Below are 18,241 nucleotides of genomic sequence, written 5' to 3'. Positions count from 1 at the left end.
AATCTTTGTTATCATTCTGTCTGTGAATTGGAATTTCACAGATTTAAAAAATAAATAATAACTCGGGGTAAATCATGACAAACATGTTAATTAAAGGATTAGTTGCAACGGCTGTATTAACAGCATTAACCGGTTGTAACAGTGACGATGAAACACATTTAGTTGAAACACCTGTCGCTACGACGTGTGTAGAAGCCGGTGAAGAATGTAAAACGTTCACTGTATTACATACAAATGACAACCACGGTCGTTTTTGGGAAAACAGTGACGGCGAATATGGTATGGCGGCTCGTAAAGCGTTAATTGATCAAATTCGTGCGGAAGTGAGCTCAAATGGCGGCGAAACGTTAGTATTATCTGGTGGTGATATTAACACCGGTGTCCCAGAATCTGATTTACAAGATGCGTTACCAGACTTTATTGGTATGAACGAGATTGCATATGATGCAATGGCTGTCGGTAACCATGAATTTGATAATCCATTAGCAGTACTTGATTCACAACGCTCTATTGCTAACTTCCCTATGCTAGCTGCAAACATCTACAAAGCTGACGGTACGCGTTACTTTGACGCTTATAAAGTCTTTGATGTTGATGGATTACGTGTTGCCGTTATTGGTTTAACCACTGAAGACACAGCAAAAATTGGTAACCCAGAATTTATTTCAGATTTAACATTTACCGATCCAGCAACTGAAGCTGCTAAAGTGATTGCTGAAATCAAAGAAGCCAATGTTGCTGATGTAATTTTTGCGACAACTCACATGGGCCATTATGCTGATGCGCAAAATGGCAGCAATGCACCTGGCGATGTGACGCTAGCACGTACCCTTGCTGAAGGTGACCTAAGTGCCATCATCGGTGGCCACTCACAGAACCCAGTGTGTATGGAACCTGGTACAAACGCATACGCTGATTTCGCTCCTGGCGATGATTGTGCACCAGATATGCAAAACGGTACCTACATCATGCAAGCCCACGAATGGGGTAAGTATGTTGGTCGTGCTGATTTTGAATATTTTAACGGTGAGTTGCATTTAGCCAGTTATAAGTTAATTCCGGTTAACTTGAAAAAGTCTGTCACCGAAGGTGATGTAACCACGAAAGTGTTTGTGAGTGATGAAATTACGCCTGATGCTGATTTAAAAGAGCTGCTTTCTTATTACCAAGAACGCGGCCAAGGCCAACTTGATGAAGTGATTGCCACTACAGATGCTTTACTTGACGGTGAACGTGCAAATGTCCGTAATATGCAAACCAACCTTGGTCGCTTAATTGCTGAAGCTCAACGTACTAAAGTGGGTGCAGACATTGGTGTGATGAACTCAGGTGGTGTACGTGCTTCTATTGCTGCGGGTGAAATCTCGTACCGTGATGTGTTGACCGTTCAACCATTTGGTAATATGGTGACATTAAGCACAATGACTGGTGCTGAAGTGACAGAATATTTAAACACTGTAGCTTCATTCCAGCGTGGTGCAGGAGCGTATGCGCAAATTACTGGTGTTAAAATGATCGTTGATTGTACTGCTAAAACAGTCGCAATTAGCGAAATTAACGGTAAAGATTATAGCGCAACTGAGTCTTACAGCTTTACTGTACCAAGCTTTAACGCTGCGGGCGGTGATGGCTATCCAGTTCTAGACCCAATCCAAACAGGTTATGTTGATGCTGAAGTGTTATACACTTTCTTTAAAGACAAAGGCACTATTGCTGCAGCTGACTACGCGCCAATGGGCGACATTGAATATCAAAATTCTAACAGTCCATTAGGTTGTACAGTACCAGCTATCTAAGATGCATTGAATGGCTGGCCTTGTTTTTGGCTAGCCAAGATGCTCTGAGTAAAGTTGATTAATGTGTTAACAAAAAAGGTAGCTCAAGCTACCTTTTTTTATTTTGTATTTGTTCAGCTTAGTCTATGCGATGTTGAGTTTACTTCCAGCAAATATGGGTCGTTAACGTATGGCTTTCTCCTGGCGCTAACACGACGTTATCTTCTAACACATTCGCCGCTTCTAAACATACCATTGAAAGATAATCATCATTATTAAAACGCGACAATCTCACTGATTTGTCTATCCATGGATTCCACAATACCGCTGATTGGCTATTCTCACGGCTTACCACAATAGTCCCTTGTTGCGTATGCAACTCCTGGCAACTGGCTAAGTCGGTATAAACGCGATCGGTTTCCCGATCAAAGGTGACAGTATCTTGAGGTTGTTGGATAGGTCCTTGTCCAAATTCAATGTATTTTGATTGGCTAAAGCCACTCGCGGTAAGTTGATGAATATCGCCAATTGGGAAATAGCTGTGCAACGCTTGGGTTAAGCTAATACTCGTATCGTCATTATTAGTATTCACAATACTGACTGACAATGATTCACCTAAACTAAATAGCACTTTGACTTCAGTGTTATGCGGCCAATATTGACGTTCAAATTCTGTTGCTGGCAAGCTAAATACTAAATCAACAATTTGGTTACGCATCTTGACTGACTCAAGTTTCCACACCTTATTACGAGCAAAACCATGTTGAGGGAAATCAGGGTTTTCATTCATACCAAACCACGGCCAGCACACTGGAATACCGCCACGAATACCATTACCCGGCTGATAATCGTCCGCAGATGAAACCCATAATAAAGGTGGTTTACCTGCTGGAGTAAATTGATCTATCTGTGCGCCTTGCATAAAAATGCGTGCCTGACAAAGCTCGGTGTCTACGTTGACATACTCAAGACCATTTGAGTGTTTTAGGGTGGTAACAGAACCCATAGCGTGTGTCCTTGTGTTAAAAAATTGGTGTTGTCGTCTTAACAATTCGATAAGCCGCTAGCTTACCGCATTTATGTTCCTAGGATAATACTCTTGTCGCGTTAGCTCTAAGGGAACTGGCATGAACTGTGGGTGAGGGCAATAGTGATTAATTGCGTGTAAAATACAACATTCTATTGTTGGCTGGCATCTGGACATCTTCAGTAAGTATTAGCCCTTGTTGTTTAGCTAAAGCGGTTATCCATTCAATATCACGTATGCCGCTTAATGGGTGTTGCTGCTTGAGCCAAACATCAAATTGCGCATTACTGTCGCTGGTAAATTCACCTGAATAGTTGAACGGCCCATAAATAACAACGCATCCTTTCGGTACGAGCACTTTAGCGCAACCGACAAAAAAGGCTTCGACTAACGCAGGGCTCATAATGTGTAAAGTATTGGCTGAGTATATCGCATCGATTGCGGTCGCTAATTTTGGCCACGATTGACTGACATCAAGTTCGATGCCATCAGCTAGGTTATTAAGCGGGTAGTGCTGTAATCGGGCCTGTAAATTAGCGAGGTAATGCGGCTGGTCACTTGGCTGCCAGCAAAGATGCGGTAAATGTTCTGCAAAAAAGACACAATGTTGTCCAGTGCCGCTGCCGATTTCTAGTACCTGTGTGGTGTCGGTTAACCACTGTGCCAGACAAGACAATATTGCATGCTTATTGTTTTCACAGGCTTGTGAAAAAGGCAGTTGCGCGAGTGGAATACTATTTTGCATTACGAGAGATCGACTTTTTCCATTTCTAATTGCTGAAGCGCTATGACTGCTTGTGTACGATTGCGCACCCCAAGTTTTCGAAATATCGCCGTAGCATGAGCTTTAATGGTCGCTTCTGATACCCCAAAATCATAGGCTATTTGTTTGTTGAGTAGGCCTTCTGCAAACATTTGTAATACACGATATTGTTGAGGGGTTAAGTCAGATAGACGGCTGGCCATTTTATCGGTTGGATCGTCAGACACAGGCACAAGTTCAGTACCGCTAGGTAACCAAATATCACCGTATAATACCGCGGTGAGCGCGTCAGTTAATGACTCCATAGAAGCAGATTTAGGAATAAACCCACTGCTTCCATAATGGACTGCACGGCTAATAGTATTAATGTCTTCGTGGGCCGAAATTACCACCACAGGAATATCTGGATAGTGAGTTCGAAGGTGGATCAAGGTCGAATAACCATGAGATCCAGGCATTTGTAAATCCAGCAGTATGAGATCAAATTGGCACTCTTTGTTATTCAGCACAGTTTCCAGCGCTTCAGCACTGTCGGCTTCAACCCATTGAGTTTGGTTGAATGCACTGCTCAATGCCTGTCGTAAGGCATTGCGAAATAACGGATGATCATCTGCAATGACGATATTTAAATTTTCGAGCTTCATGGCGTTTTTTATTCTATGTTGCACGTGAAGATTAAATCAATGTAACAGAAAACGATTCAAATATTCTATCGCTTTCTGTTACATTGGAATTGATTTTAGTGAAAAAATATCAAAACTAGACTTTAGTCTAGGGTGTAGGTGTTGTTCAAAACAACCCTGAAGGCTGACATTGCAGGCTGTTAACCGTGTGGCCATACCTGAGTAGGTTGACGATCGGCATCTACCGCGACAAACGTAAATACACCACGAATGGCATGTTCACGATGATCTTTGTACATGTCTTCAACATAAATATTCACCTCTACCTTTAAAGAGGTGTTACCCACATGGATAACTTTAGCGATCAATTCGGCTAAGCTACCGGCAGGGATGGCTTTTTTAAAATCAATACGGTCAGAACTCACCGTGACTAACGATTTACGACAAAAGCGTGTAGCAGCAATAAATGCGGTTTCATCCATCCATGCTAATGCATCGCCACCAAATAAGGTGTTGTGATGATTAGTGTTAGAGGGAAAAATGGCTTTAAATACTCGAGCTTCAGAATGGATAATACGTGCAGCGATATCTTCTGGGAAATCAGTTTCAGTTTGATCTGGATTTTGAGCAAGGGACATACAACGACCTAAAATTAAACTATAAACAAGGGTTAAACGCCGTGCATTGTACTGTATGTGTTTAAGTGATGTCGAATGTTAGCCCTGTTGTTTTTCACTCTCTTTTTAGCCGAGTTGCACGTGGTCAAACACCGCATTGGTACTGAGAACATCAATACAATTAATGTCAGTTAATATAACCGTTATGGCCTGCTGCTGTTGAGTGACGCCGCGAATCACTTCATGTGTCATTTCGCCCTGCTTTACGATAGCCGTTTGGTTAAAGTGACCGACAATTTCAATACCAGAATGCAAAGTTATCTTCACTTGATACTGATGTAAGCACATGATTTCGATGTAATCATAATGGGCACATTTTATCGGAGTCATTGAGCCTTTATCCCATTTGTGTTTTCGATTTTGAATTGGTATGAAACATTATCTCATTTGCACCAGGCGTTAAACTCTCCATGAGTTTTAAAACTCGCCTCAAAGCAATGCCCCAGCTACTTTTATTCTGCGTTCTTGTTAATTAAAACGGAACAACCATGACTACATTGCGATGCCTTATCAAAAAAAGCTGCGCGTATTCTGAGTAGTTACTTACCAATGCGAATTGGTATTAATAGCGTAATAGTACAGTCGATACCTCGCGATTATTACCATCAACAGTCACCACATAAAGTCGGTCGAATTCGCTCGCATCATTAATCGCGGGTTGTTTTTCTGCCCCAAGATGTTCAACCAGTGCGGTAGTGGTATTGCTGTGGCCGATCACCAAAATATGACCTTGCTGAGTTAACAATACTTCTGCCGCTTTTTTAAGGTCAGTAGGATCGTATAAGCTAGGGGCCAGATGTTGGTCTTCGGCGACAGCCAATGCAGTTTCACGCGTGCGTTTATAGTCTGTGGTATACACTTTGGCTAACGGTGTGCTTGATAGTACTTTAGCTAAACGGATGGCCCGCAGTTTACCCTGAGCGGATAAGCTCGGATCTTTTCCTTCACGCTTTTCAGCATGTCTTACCAAGTAAAACACTTTTGCTTTTGCGTTTATCATTTGTACAGGCGTGTCGGTATTTGAGGTCTGTGCCATTAATGAACTGCTAAATAGCAAAAGAAAGAAGGTGAGTGCATATCGAATGTATATAGTCATGTATTAGTCCATTAATTGAGGTGCTGGGTATTTATGGTAACAGCAATGATTTATTTATGCTGAACGGCGCTACTTTTTTACATGGCCAACAACATAATCGATTAGCAACACAAGCTCACATTACTGTATATCTGCAGAAATTATATGCGATTTATGCCGTAATTTGAATGAGATGGACTATTGTTAATCGATATGTTGATCAATGATTAACTGATTAATGTTTATCTAACCATGTTGGTTTTAGCAAGGCATTCACCAGCATGCTCTTTTGATTGGGTATAACTGACTAAGGAAAGATTATGTCCGAATCGTTAACGGCTCAAATTATCCAATTAGAACTGGATGATGCACTGCCTTTATGGCGCCACACTATTTTTATGCGTTTATTTAAGGTGCTAGCCGTATTGTGTATACCTTTGTATGTCACCAGCGTATATCTGTGCATTGACCAGGGAATTTGGTACATGGCAGTATTTGATACGCTCTGGTATGGCTTGTTGTTATTCATTGTCTTTTCTCACTCGTTAGCAGATAACACCCGATATATATGGGGCTGTTTGTTGGCTTTTTTTGTCGGTGCCGGGTTTTTGATAACAGTAGGGCCTTCAGGTGCGGGTATGTTTTGGTTGTTTACTTTTCCACCGTTAACCAGTGTGCTGCTTGGCGCAAAGCCTGCGGTAATCGCTCAGGTTGTCAATGCTGTTATGTTAATACTCACAGGAATTGCATTTCATTACGATTGGTTACCCTGGCCAGTGATGGAACATTTTTCGACGGTTATTTGGTTCGTGGTCGTTATTAATTTTCTAGTGACCTGCGCCATAGTGACTCAATCGATATCATTTTTGTTGGGGAAATTGACTCATTCATTGCAATCGACATTAGCATCAAGACAAGCGACCGTGATTGGTTTAGCAAAATTAGCAGAGTATCGAGACAATGATACCGGTGCTCACCTTATTAGAATGCAGCAATACGCTAATATGCTTGCAAAGCAAAGGCTCGATGATGAAAACGTGCCGGCAGAGTTAACAGAAGCTTTCATTAAAGAAATTAGCCTGTCATCGATTTTACATGATATCGGCAAGGTAGGTATTGCAGACCATATTTTACTGAAACCAGGTCGATTAACACCCGATGAGTTTGAACATATTAAATCACACCCTGTTATGGGAGCGAAAGTGATTGATAGCTTGTTGAAGTATGCGCCGAAATGTGAATTTTTGTTGATGGGGCGTGATATTGCGGGTGGCCATCATGAAAAATGGGATGGTAGTGGTTACCCTAAAGGGCTTCAAGGTGAATCAATCCCATTATCTGCAAGGATTGTGGCATTAGTTGATGTGTATGATGCGTTAACGTCACCGCGTTGCTACAAGCGTCCATTCACACATGAAGAAGCCAAAGAGATAATAACGGCAGGCAGAGGTCACCACTTTGACCCTGCATTAGTCGATAGCTTTATGGTAATTGAACAACGCTTTGCTGAGTTATCGCAGGCTTCTTTGGCGCACCATTCAGCAAGTTATGAACCATAGATAATCCACTTTTACTGTTGATGAAGTGTGCCGCAGGCAACGTTTTTAACAACATGCCCGCACTCATTTTATCTATGGCCATAAAAAATGCCAGTCTGTGAAGACTGGCATTTTTTGGGTATCAAGTTTATTTGCAAGTATGCTGATGCTTGCAAATAAATGAAACTGGCGTTACTTGGCCAGCAAGTTTATGCGTTCACGAGAAGCTTGTGCTAGTTCACGTAATAACTTTTCAGAATCTGCCCAATGCAAACACGCATCCGTAATACTTTGACCATACGTTAACGGTTCACCTTTAATCACTTTCTGATTGCCTTCAATCATAAAGCTCTCAGCCATAATGCCAGCAATTGCGGTACTACCATTGCGCATTTGCGCCATGATGCTATCTGCAACGTTTAATTGATTTTTGTGCTGCTTTTCGCTATTGCCGTGGCTAAAGTCGACCACCATACGTTGTGTTACACCCACTTGTTCAAGCTGCGCACGTGCCACTTCAATGTCTTCAGCGGCATAATTTGGGGTTTTTCCTCCGCGTAAAATAATGTGACCGAATGGATTACCGTGAGTACGATAAACCGCCATGGCACCATCTTTATCTGGCGAGTAAAAAATATGTGGCACTTGTGCAGCGCGAACAGCATCTACGGCAATATTAATATTACCATCAGTGCCATTTTTAAAACCGACAGGGCAAGACAGTGCAGAGGCCATTTCACGATGAATTTGGCTTTCTGTTGTACGAGCGCCAATAGCTCCCCAGGTGATTAGGTCTGCAATATACTGGCCGTTGACCATGTCTAAGAATTCGGTGGCGATTGGTAATTTAAGTTCAGTGATTTGTTGCAGTAACTGACGCGCCATGCGCAAGCCCTTATTTGGGCTGAAGCTACCGTCTAAATCGGGATCTGAAATAAGACCTTTCCATCCGACAATCGTCCGCGGCTTTTCAAAATACACTCGCATCAAGATACATAAGTCATCTTTAAGCTCGTGATGAAGTGCTGATAACTTCTGTGCATATTCTAAAGCTGCTTTGGTATCGTGTATGGAGCAAGGGCCAATAATCACAAGTAAACGTTGATCTTCGCCCGCAATAATGGCTTCTACTTCGCGACGTTGAGCAACCAGGTAATCCGCTGCATCTTGAGTTAAAGGATATTCTGAAGCCAACTGAGCAGGAGAAATAACTTTGCTTAATAAGGTTGTTCTGAGTTCATCTGTTTTAATAGTCATGCATATTACCGAGAAATCGTGAGATGCATCTGCATCATATTGCTCGGGATTATATACCCAAAGAAGTTAAAGATGCGAGGCTTAGCCTAGGATTGTAACGACTAAAAAACAGATTGCCTTAAAAGCCAAAGGCGAATTAACCTCGGTTAACATCGCCATTTGATGCTTTTGTCTGCGATTTAATGCCTAAATAGATTGTTTATTTATCAGAACATATGACGTTCAAGGCCGGTGATATCGAGAATTTTAGTGGCAATTTCTTCAACCGAGTGATTAGTCGTATTCACAAATGGGATGCGTTCTTTTTTGTACATCATTTCCACTTCTTTCACTTCAAGACGGCATTGTCTTAATGATGAATAACGGCTGTTTTCCATGCGGCTTTGTCTTATTTCGTGCAAGCGTTGTGGATCGATAGTTAAGCCAAATAATTTCGATTTATTGCGTTTTAGTGCTTCAGGTAACTTGAGGTTATCCATGTCATCTTCGGTAAATGGGTAGTTTGCCGCCTTGATACCAAACTGCATTGACAGATATAAGCTTGAGGGGGTTTTACCACAACGTGATACGCCTAATAGAATAATGTCAGCTTTATCCATATGTTTCATGGTTTGGCCGTCATCGTTTTCCATGGTGTAGTTAATAGCATCAATACGGGTGTCATAACTGTGATTACTTTTACCATGAGTACGATGCAAAATAGGCTTTGCTTGCACACCTAAGTGTTGTTCGAGTGGCGCAACAAAGGTATTCAAAAAGTCATAATCGACACATTCGCTCGAAAAAATCACATTACGAATTTCAGGATTAATGATTGAGTGGAACACAAGTGGTCTTTCGCCTGTTGTAATAAAACAATCATTTATTTGTTGCTTAACTTTTTGCGCGCGTTGGACTGTTTCAACAAACGGAATCGTAAGTGCTTCAAATTCTATAGGAAATTGCGAAAGTACAGCATGACCAAAAACCTCTGCTGTGATCGCGGTCCCATCTGAAATATAGAATACTTTTGGTGTCATTCTGACCTCTTGTAGTAATAAAATTACAAATAAAATTATAGATTTACGCGTGTTGTATGGGAGTGTAAGATGCTATTGCCCTCGTGTGAAGTGGCCACTGAAATAAAAAACTTGCGGAGATAAAACTGTGCAGCAATACGTACTCTGGTATCAAGAATTAGGCATGGGTGATGTAAACAAGGTTGGCGGAAAAAACGCATCCCTTGGTGAGATGATCAGCAATCTGGCTAATGCAGGGGTTCAAGTTCCTGGCGGTTTTGCAACGACCTCTCATGCGTTCAATGAGTTCCTTGAACAAAGTGGAGTTAACCAGAAGATTTTTGACATTCTGGCTACATTGGATGTGGATGATGTCAATGAACTGGCAAAAGTAGGTGCACAGATCAGACAATGGGTAATCGAAACCCCATTTCAACCTGCGCTTGAAGATGCGATTCGTGAAGCTTATGAGCAATTGTCGAGCGAAACCAAAGACGCCTCATTTGCGGTACGTTCATCAGCAACAGCTGAAGACATGCCCGACGCGTCATTTGCAGGCCAACAAGAAACATTCTTAAACGTTAAAGGTTTTGATGCTGTCATGCTGGCAATTAAGCATGTATACGCCTCACTCTTTAATGACCGTGCAATCTCTTATCGTGTTCACCAAGGTTACGAACATCAAGGTGTTGCTTTATCTGCTGGCGTACAGCGTATGGTGCGTTCAGACAAAGCGGCGTCTGGTGTGATGTTTACCATGGACACTGAATCAGGCAACAACGACGTTGTATTTATCACTTCATCATTTGGTTTAGGTGAAATGGTAGTACAGGGCGCGGTTAACCCTGATGAATTCTATGTGCACAAGCCAATTTTATCCCAAGGTCACGATGCGGTAGTGCGTCGTAACATTGGCAGTAAGTTGATTCAGATGGTTTACTCTGATGATGCTTCTCATGGCAAGCAAGTTAAAATTGAAGACGTTGCTGCTGAGCAGCGCCGTGTATTCTCTATCAATGATGCTGAAGTGATGGAGCTTGCTAAGCAGGCGATGATCATTGAGCAACACTATGGCCGTGCGATGGACATCGAATGGGCAAAAGACGGTAATGACGGCAAATTGTATATTGTACAAGCGCGTCCTGAAACTGTTCGCAGCCGTGAAGATGTGCAGCTAATTGAACGTTACCATTTAAAAACCAAAGGCGATGTGATCTGTGAAGGTCGTGCTATTGGTCATAAAATTGGAACTGGCGTGGCCAAAGTATTGGCGTCTATCGAAGACATGGACCAAATCCAACCTGGTGATGTATTAGTGACCGACATGACAGATCCTGATTGGGAACCTATCATGAAACGTGCCAGCGCCATCGTCACCAACCGTGGTGGGCGTACTTGTCATGCTGCAATTATTGCACGTGAATTAGGCGTGCCAGCGGTGGTAGGTTGTGGTGATGTGACCGACCGTATTAAGAGCGGTGACATTGTTACCGTATCATGTGCAGAAGGTGATACCGGCATGATTTACTCAGGCGAACAAAAGTTTGAGATTATCACTAACCGTGTAGATACGTTACCGTCATTGCCAATGAAAATCATGATGAACGTGGGTAACCCCGATCGCGCTTTTGACTTTGCTCGTTTACCAAACGAAGGTGTGGGTTTGGCGCGTTTAGAGTTCATTATTAACCGCATGATTGGCATTCATCCTAAAGCGTTACTTGAGTTCAACGACCAAACCGCAGAGTTACAATCAGAAATCAATGACATGATTGCTGGTTACGACTCGCCAGTTGAGTTTTATGTTGCACGCCTAGTTGAAGGTATTGCGACTATCGCTTCTGCGTTTTATCCGAAAAAAGTTATCGTACGTATGTCTGACTTTAAGTCTAACGAATACGCAAACTTAGTCGGCGGTGACCGTTATGAGCCTGAAGAAGAAAACCCAATGTTGGGCTTCCGTGGTGCTAGCCGTTATATTTCTGAATCATTCCGCGATTGTTTCGCACTTGAATGTGAAGCAATTAAACGCGTTCGTAATCAAATGGGCTTAACCAACGTTGAAGTGATGATCCCATTTGTGCGCACCGTAAGCGAAGCGTCTCAAGTTATAGAGCTACTAAAAGAGCAAGGGCTAGAACGTGGTAAAGATGGTTTACGCGTAATCATGATGTGTGAATTACCGTCTAACGCCTTATTAGCTGACCAATTCCTTGAGCATTTCGATGGTTTCTCTATCGGCTCAAACGATTTGACTCAGTTAACATTAGGACTAGATCGCGACTCAGGGATTATCAGTCACTTGTTCGATGAGCGTAATGATGCTGTTAAAGCACTATTGTCAATGGCTATTAAAGCAGCTAAAGCGAAAGGTGCTTACGTCGGTATTTGTGGTCAAGGCCCATCAGATCACTCTGACTTTGCAGCCTGGTTAGTAGAGCAAGGCATCGACACTGTGTCATTAAATCCAGACACCGTGATTGATACCTGGCTATATCTGGCCGAAGCTCATGGCTAATTTAGCCTAAATAGCGTTAAAAATTGCAGCTCAACCTGCAATTTTATCAAGTTGTCATAAAAGCCGCTTTTTAGCGGCTTTTTTTTGTTTATAATGAACTCAATATACCCATAATAAATAAGCCCTCTATGTTACCTTTGCTATCACATAAACAAACATTAGAACCTATATATCTAGAATATCTCGACGCGCTTGAACAAAGTGAGTTTGAAGGTGAAATAGACAAGCGTTACAGTGCGCGGCTTATTCAAGCAACCGATAACTCGGTATATCAATTTTTGCCTCAAGCCGTCATTTACCCATTGCATCAGCAAGATGTTGAGCTTGTGTTGGCATTAGCCTCACAACCTCAATACAAGCAAGTGACATTTAGTGCTCGCGGTGGCGGCACCGGCACCAATGGTCAATCACTGACCCACGGACTCATTTTAGATGTGTCTCGCCATCTAAACCAGGTACTCGAAATTAATGCCGAACAAGGTTGGGCGAGGGTACAAGCGGGCGTAGTAAAAGATGCATTAAATGATGCATTACGTCCACATGGGTTCTTTTTTAGTCCAGATTTATCAACGTCAAACCGAGCCACAATTGGCGGTATGGTCAATACAGATGCCTCTGGCGCAGGTTCCTTGGTTTACGGTAAAACATCCGATCATGTATTGGGTGTGACGAGCGTACTCATTGATGGCAGCGTTATGAGTACAACGCCTGTGAGCCGCCAACAACTTGAGCAACAACCCTATGGCGATAATCAATTTGCCAACACCATTGCTAAGCAAATTGCCGATATTTGCCATGAAAAGCGCGGCACTATTATTGAGCGTTTTCCAAAGCTAAATCGTTTTCTAACCGGTTATGATTTAAAGCATGTGTGGAATGATGATCTTACAGAGTTTGATCTGTCACGTATCCTAGCGGGCTCAGAAGGTACGCTCGCGGTGATAACCGAAACTAAACTTAACCTCACGCCGTTACCCAAAACACGCATGATGGTGAACATAAAATATGACTCATTTGAATCGGCACTGCGTCATGCTCCATCATTAGTTAAAGCCAAAGCGACCGTGGTTGAAACCGTCGACTCAAAAGTGCTCAACCTTGCCCGCGAAGACATTATTTGGCACTCTGTGGCAGACCAAATTAAAGCGGTGCCTAATAAGATCATTGAAGGTCTTAACATGGTTGAGTTTGCTGGTGAAGATGATGACGTGATCCAAAAAATTGCCCAGCTTGAACAAATGCTTTCAGAACAACTGAGTCATGAGCAATATGGTTTAGTGGGTTTTCAAATCATTAAAGACCGCAGTGATATAGACAATATTTACGCCATGCGCAAAAAAGCCGTAGGGCTACTTGGCGCCACAAAAGGCAGTCGTAAACCACTTGCGTTTGCTGAAGACACCGCGGTCCCCCCCGAAAACCTAGCCGACTATATTATGGAGTTTCGTGCGCTACTCGATAGCCATAATTTGCAATATGGCATGTTTGGTCATGTGGATGCAGGTGTGTTGCATGTGCGCCCCGCATTAGATATGTGCGATCAAGCCGATGAGAAACTATTAAAAGTCATCTCCGATCAAGTGGCTGCGTTAACCCTTAAATATGGCGGGTTAATGTGGGGTGAACACGGTAAAGGGGTACGCGGCGAATATGGCCCCGCGGTATTTGGCGATGAGCTTTATGCTGTGCTGGAGCAAATTAAAGGCTGGTTTGACCCAGACAATCGGTTAAATCCAGGTAAATTAGTCGCACCGCCACAATCTGGCCCGTTAATGTTTAATGTCGACAGCGCCAAACGTGGCAGTTTCGACAGACAAATCCCGGTGCAAACACGTAACGCATTCCCAGATGTCATGAACTGTAATGGTAATGGCTTATGTTTTAACTACAGCAGCTATTCGCCTATGTGTCCGTCATTTAAAGCCACCGGCGACAGAGTGCAGTCACCTAAAGGCCGTGCAGGTCTTATGCGTGAATGGCTACGTTTATTAGAGGCGGAAGGTGTCGATGTCGACGCATTAGCAAAGTCAAAACCATTAGGCTGGATGCAACGCACCCAAAATACTCTTAATAACCAACGTGATTACGATTACTCACACGAGGTGATGGAGTCACTTAAAGGTTGTCTGGCCTGTAAGGCCTGTTCGGGTCAATGTCCGGTAAAAGTAGATGTGCCTAAATTTAGGGCGCAATTCTTTAATATTTACTACAAACGTTATTTGCGCCCAGCCAAAGACTATTTAGTCGCTGGCATTGAAGATTCATTGCCACTGATGGCAGCAATGCCCAAATTAACTAACCTTGCTTCGCAAAATCCACTGAGCCAGTGGGTCATTAAAAAAGCCATTGGTTATGTCGATGCGCCTAAACTGTCGGTGCCGACATTAAAGCAACGCTTGGATGGTCATGCAAGCCGCGGCTATGATTTAGATGCTTTATGCGCCATACCAGAAGCTGAACGCAGCCAATATGTTTTAGTGGTACAAGATCCATTTAACAGTTTTTATGATGCAGGTTTAGTGTATCGATTCATTCAATTAATTGAAAAATTGGGATTAAAACCGGTATTACTGCCGTTTAAACCCAATGGTAAACCCACTCATATTAAAGGTTTTTTAGACAAGTTTGCCAAAACAGCGCAAAACAGTTCCGATTTTTTAAACCGTGTTCATGCGCTGGGCATGCCTATGGTCGGCCTCGATCCTGCTCTAGTGTTATGCTATCGAGACGAATACAAAGAGGCATTAGGCCAACGTCGTGGCCCGTTTGAAGTTAAGCTTGCTAATGAATGGTTAAGTACGGTCGTTGCAGCGCGTAACGAATCAGTACCGTTAACAACTGATGCACCAGAGTTTACCTGGTTTAGCCACTGCACAGAGTCTACTGCCAAGCCTAATACCGCTAACGAGTGGAAAGCCATATTCAGTCACTTTGGTGCTAAGCTCAACAGTGTCAATTTAGGCTGTTGTGGTATGGCGGGGACTTATGGCCATGAGTTAGAAAACCTTGAGCGCTCAGAGCAGTTGTTTGACATGTCATGGCAACCAACTCTTGCCAAAATAGCCACGCACAGCCAAGTGTTAGTGTCTGGGTATTCTTGCCGTAGCCAGGTTAAACGCTTTGCTGGCTTTAAACCTCAGCATCCGATAGAAGCATTGCTTAAATTAATCAACTAAATGCATTAACGGCATTAAACAAGGTAACAATATGGCAGATGAAACAACGGCATTAAACGCATTTACTCACCCTGAAGGGGCAGCGTTGTGCAGTGAAGATGTGTTGTTTCATATCCAAGCAAATGGAGATTGGTTGTATTTAAATAGTCCATTACCGCCTAAGTTTGCTGCACTTTTTAGCAGTATTTTGCATTGTATCGACAACGAATACTACCTTATTACCCCAGTGGAAAAGGTGAAGGTCAGTGTCGACAGTTACCCGTTGAGCTTGGTTGATTATGAGTCGAGTTCAACAATAGAACCGCCTTATGATACTCAATTATCCTTTACCAGCAGCATTGGCACCCAGCTGCAAGCGGTTAATTTTACTGATGTTATTGTTACCGATGATGGCATTTATGCTCCTTTGGTTAGAGGCTTAGTCGGCCAACTAAATCGTGCTTGTTATTATCGGTACATTAATGAGTATTTATCTTGTGACTAAAAATGCTTCTTATCACGTATAGAAATGGTAATCTGAAAGAGTTCAAGCGAGTTTAGTTGCTTAGCATAGTGATGCAAACTGAACATGCCAATGACGGTGTTGGAGGTATCATTTGAAACGATTTGAAAGTTTAAGTTACCTGATTTCCCATCTTAATATTGCTTTACAGCAAGAACTCGACACGCGCTTAAAGCGTTATGAGTTAGACAGTAAACTGTGGCCTGTGTTATTTGCTTTATGGCAAGAAGAGGGCTTAAGCCAAACCGAGCTATCAAAACGTTGTGATGTGGCCAATTACACTATGACTCGCCTGCTCGATAACCTGCAAGTGCAGGGATTTATCACCCGACATCAAGAAGCCGACAATCGTCGTGCTTTTCAAATATTTTTAACCGACAGCGGTAAAGCACTCGAACAAGACTTAGTGCACGAAGCTGAGTGGGTTAATGAACGCTTTTTAGCGGTGCTCACCGAAGCTGAGCAAGGTGAATTTATGCGCCTGTTGAATAAAGTGAATCAGTTTAGTCTGTAAAGGTTAAATTTCAGCGTTGCTTTTGTTTCTTCTTAGTCAGTGTGTGTGGCTATTTTTTGTTCGATTGTACTGGTTAAGTGTTATGACTTGGACACTTTTGAGTGTATTAAACAGGCAGATAAAATCATATCTTTCTTCCAGAAAATAATTAAAATCCCACTCATAATTGTTGATATATAAAGTTATTTCCTTTTGTACTTTATTCATTAATTGGTATAAATTATAAATCCATTAAATAGAAATAGTTAGTTATAAGTATCAAGGAAGAAAAATGTTAAAAGGACTGACACAGCCAATTACTAAGCTTGCAATAACTTTACTTACACTTTTGTGCAGCGCTTCAGTCGCTGCAAGCCCTGAAAGTTGCCACGTCAGAATTACTGGCACTGTACCTGGCGGAATCCCGTTAGATGGTTTATTTATATCTGCTTCCTATACACACCAATTCCCTATAACTACGAGAACTTTTTCTGTGTGCGCAAGCAAGCAAGATCTGAATATTAATGGCACTTTTATCCCTAATACTCGGCTTTCGCTAACCCGTAAAGTTGATGGTATGCCAAAAGGAATATTCGATGCGTCTTTATTTGTGCAAACAAAAGAAGTTGAACTAAGTGATATATCAGGCATGGCGCTTACTGCGTGCGACAACAGGTGTAATTATTACCAATACCAAAAAATGTTGTCATCAGAGTTGGTTGCTAACGCTGTCATAGAAAAAGCCTCTGCATTAGCTAAAGTTTCCGATGATGATATTCAAGCTAAAATCGCAATAAATTCGGCAATTCAATCAGGATTAAATAAAGCCTTCAAAGGTGAAAGACCTGTCCAATCGATTATCGTAAAAGAAGATCCTTCAGAGACTCCTGGTCCTTACAACGGTTCAAGTTATGGATTACTAAAACCTGACAATGTCAAAATGGGACAATTTGATGAGCTGTTTGCAGCTGGCGTTAAAGAGTCAAATTTTGATGAGCTTAAATTGAAAAATTTTGGTAAAGAGTATAAACGTGAGTTCACACCATTACGCCGCGGTGCTTTCAAAAGCTGGGATAAAAAAGTTAATGCTGTCGAACAGTTAGTTGGTACTCTCAATAAATCTAGATCTGAAATAGCGACAAAAATGGCATTGCTGTTAACGCAAGCTTTAACAGATGCAGAGCAGTATTATCAAGGATATGTTTCTAACAAAGGTGATACACCTTTTGAAAGCTTAACGCGCGCTAAGCAATCATTTGACCTATTACTCGCGAATTGGACCATTTCAGCTTATTTGAATTACAAGGATGAGCAAACATTCTCTGCGTTATTTACTGAACGTTTCAAACGTGAAGACGTGCCGAATATGAGTAGAGAGTCTGACAAGGCTTTAAGCCAATTAATTTTTATGCCAGGTTATTTCGCGATGATGGATATCGAGAAAGGTTATGAAAATATCCAGCGTAACTATTACGGCTTATTAAACGATTCAGCAACAGAATACCATTTTAAAGATGCACTACATTCAGTAAGCTTTATATATGAAGAGGGAGCATGGCGTCTTGATCGTGTATCGCAAATTCCAATCAACCATTATGAGATGCTTTAAATATTCCGCTAAACGTTTTAGTATTTATGCGTTGCGCGGTTTGCAAGGCATAAATCGCTTGTTGGACTTGGCCGATGCCACATCCAAATTAATCGGTATGTTTTATGCTATAGGAATTTGCTTTTTTGCGGTAGTGGTATTTTGTACAACCTTTCGGCTAATTGTTTGTTCTGATTACACCTTTTAAGGTAGGTTTTGTCATTCTTCATC

15 protein-coding genes are annotated in these 18,241 nt (G+C 42.1%); 7 read left to right on the top strand and 8 right to left on the bottom strand.

Annotated features, from left to right (window positions below):
• Positions 1–74 precede the first annotated feature (74 nt).
• Positions 75–1,796, top strand: coding sequence for a bifunctional UDP-sugar hydrolase/5'-nucleotidase UshA (gene ushA, locus GQA99_RS05780; RefSeq protein WP_160052939.1), 1,722 nt, complete (start codon positions 75–77; stop codon positions 1,794–1,796).
• 139 nt (positions 1,797–1,935) lie between these two features.
• On the opposite strand, the gene GQA99_RS05775 is transcribed toward ushA, so the two are convergent.
• From GQA99_RS05775 to GQA99_RS05750, 6 genes are all read right to left on the bottom strand, one after another.
• Positions 1,936–2,781, bottom strand: coding sequence for a D-hexose-6-phosphate mutarotase (locus tag GQA99_RS05775; RefSeq protein WP_160052938.1), 846 nt, complete (start codon positions 2,779–2,781; stop codon positions 1,936–1,938).
• Positions 2,782–2,929: 148 nt separating this feature from the next.
• Entirely contained in the window at positions 2,930–3,547 is a 618-nt protein-coding gene (locus tag GQA99_RS05770; RefSeq protein ID WP_160052937.1) for a DUF938 domain-containing protein, read from the bottom strand.
• Positions 3,547–4,209: a response regulator transcription factor gene (locus GQA99_RS05765; protein WP_160052936.1), complete on the bottom strand. Its 663-nt coding sequence runs from the start codon at positions 4,207–4,209 to the stop codon at positions 3,547–3,549. Before GQA99_RS05765 ends, GQA99_RS05770 begins: the two co-directional genes overlap by 1 nt.
• Positions 4,210–4,388: 179 nt before the next feature.
• Complete coding sequence (locus GQA99_RS05760) at positions 4,389–4,826, bottom strand: acyl-CoA thioesterase (protein WP_160052935.1); 438 nt, start codon at positions 4,824–4,826, stop codon at positions 4,389–4,391.
• 105 nt (positions 4,827–4,931) lie between these two features.
• Positions 4,932–5,195 carry a Rho-binding antiterminator gene (locus GQA99_RS05755; protein ID WP_160052934.1) on the bottom strand — a complete coding sequence of 88 codons (264 nt, stop codon included), beginning with the start codon at positions 5,193–5,195 and terminating at the stop codon, positions 4,932–4,934.
• 232 nt (positions 5,196–5,427) lie between these two features.
• Entirely contained in the window at positions 5,428–5,961 is a 534-nt protein-coding gene (locus tag GQA99_RS05750; protein ID WP_160052933.1) for a SixA phosphatase family protein, read from the bottom strand.
• Positions 5,962–6,260: 299 nt separating this feature from the next.
• On the opposite strand from GQA99_RS05750, the gene GQA99_RS05745 reads away from it, so the two are divergent.
• Positions 6,261–7,499: an HD-GYP domain-containing protein gene (locus GQA99_RS05745; protein ID WP_160052932.1), complete on the top strand. Its 1,239-nt coding sequence runs from the start codon at positions 6,261–6,263 to the stop codon at positions 7,497–7,499.
• Between the two features lie 171 nt (positions 7,500–7,670).
• On the opposite strand, the gene GQA99_RS05740 is transcribed toward GQA99_RS05745, so the two are convergent.
• Complete coding sequence (locus GQA99_RS05740) at positions 7,671–8,735, bottom strand: 3-deoxy-7-phosphoheptulonate synthase (RefSeq protein WP_160052931.1); 1,065 nt, start codon at positions 8,733–8,735, stop codon at positions 7,671–7,673.
• 206 nt (positions 8,736–8,941) lie between these two features.
• A complete protein-coding gene (ppsR, locus tag GQA99_RS05735) occupies positions 8,942–9,754 on the bottom strand; it encodes a posphoenolpyruvate synthetase regulatory kinase/phosphorylase PpsR (protein WP_160052930.1) in 813 nt (270 codons plus the stop codon).
• Between the two features lie 127 nt (positions 9,755–9,881).
• Here ppsR and ppsA point away from each other — a divergent pair, with 127 nt between their 5' ends.
• The 5 genes from ppsA (at position 9,882) to GQA99_RS05710 (ending at position 18,031) form a co-directional block, all read left to right on the top strand.
• The gene (gene ppsA / locus GQA99_RS05730; RefSeq protein ID WP_160052929.1) at positions 9,882–12,251 is read left to right on the top strand and encodes a phosphoenolpyruvate synthase; all 2,370 of its coding nucleotides are present in this window, start codon (positions 9,882–9,884) and stop codon (positions 12,249–12,251) included.
• A gap of 128 nt (positions 12,252–12,379) precedes the next feature.
• Positions 12,380–15,427, top strand: a complete 3,048-nt coding sequence (gene ydiJ / locus GQA99_RS05725; RefSeq protein WP_160052928.1) for a D-2-hydroxyglutarate dehydrogenase YdiJ — start codon at positions 12,380–12,382, stop codon at positions 15,425–15,427.
• A gap of 31 nt (positions 15,428–15,458) precedes the next feature.
• Positions 15,459–15,911, top strand: coding sequence for a DUF1285 domain-containing protein (locus tag GQA99_RS05720; RefSeq protein ID WP_160052927.1), 453 nt, complete (start codon positions 15,459–15,461; stop codon positions 15,909–15,911).
• A 112-nt stretch (positions 15,912–16,023) separates the two neighbouring features.
• Positions 16,024–16,443, top strand: coding sequence for a MarR family winged helix-turn-helix transcriptional regulator (locus tag GQA99_RS05715; protein WP_160052926.1), 420 nt, complete (start codon positions 16,024–16,026; stop codon positions 16,441–16,443).
• Between the two features lie 271 nt (positions 16,444–16,714).
• Complete coding sequence (locus tag GQA99_RS05710) at positions 16,715–18,031, top strand: hypothetical protein (RefSeq protein ID WP_160052925.1); 1,317 nt, start codon at positions 16,715–16,717, stop codon at positions 18,029–18,031.
• Positions 18,032–18,241: the final 210 nt, after the last annotated feature.

Origin of the sequence: Shewanella litoralis (genome assembly GCF_009828585.1) — a bacterium.
Taxonomy (GTDB): domain Bacteria; phylum Pseudomonadota; class Gammaproteobacteria; order Enterobacterales; family Shewanellaceae; genus Shewanella; species Shewanella litoralis.
Note: the sequence above shows the minus strand (reverse complement) of the source record. Positions and strands in the feature narration are given on the sequence as shown.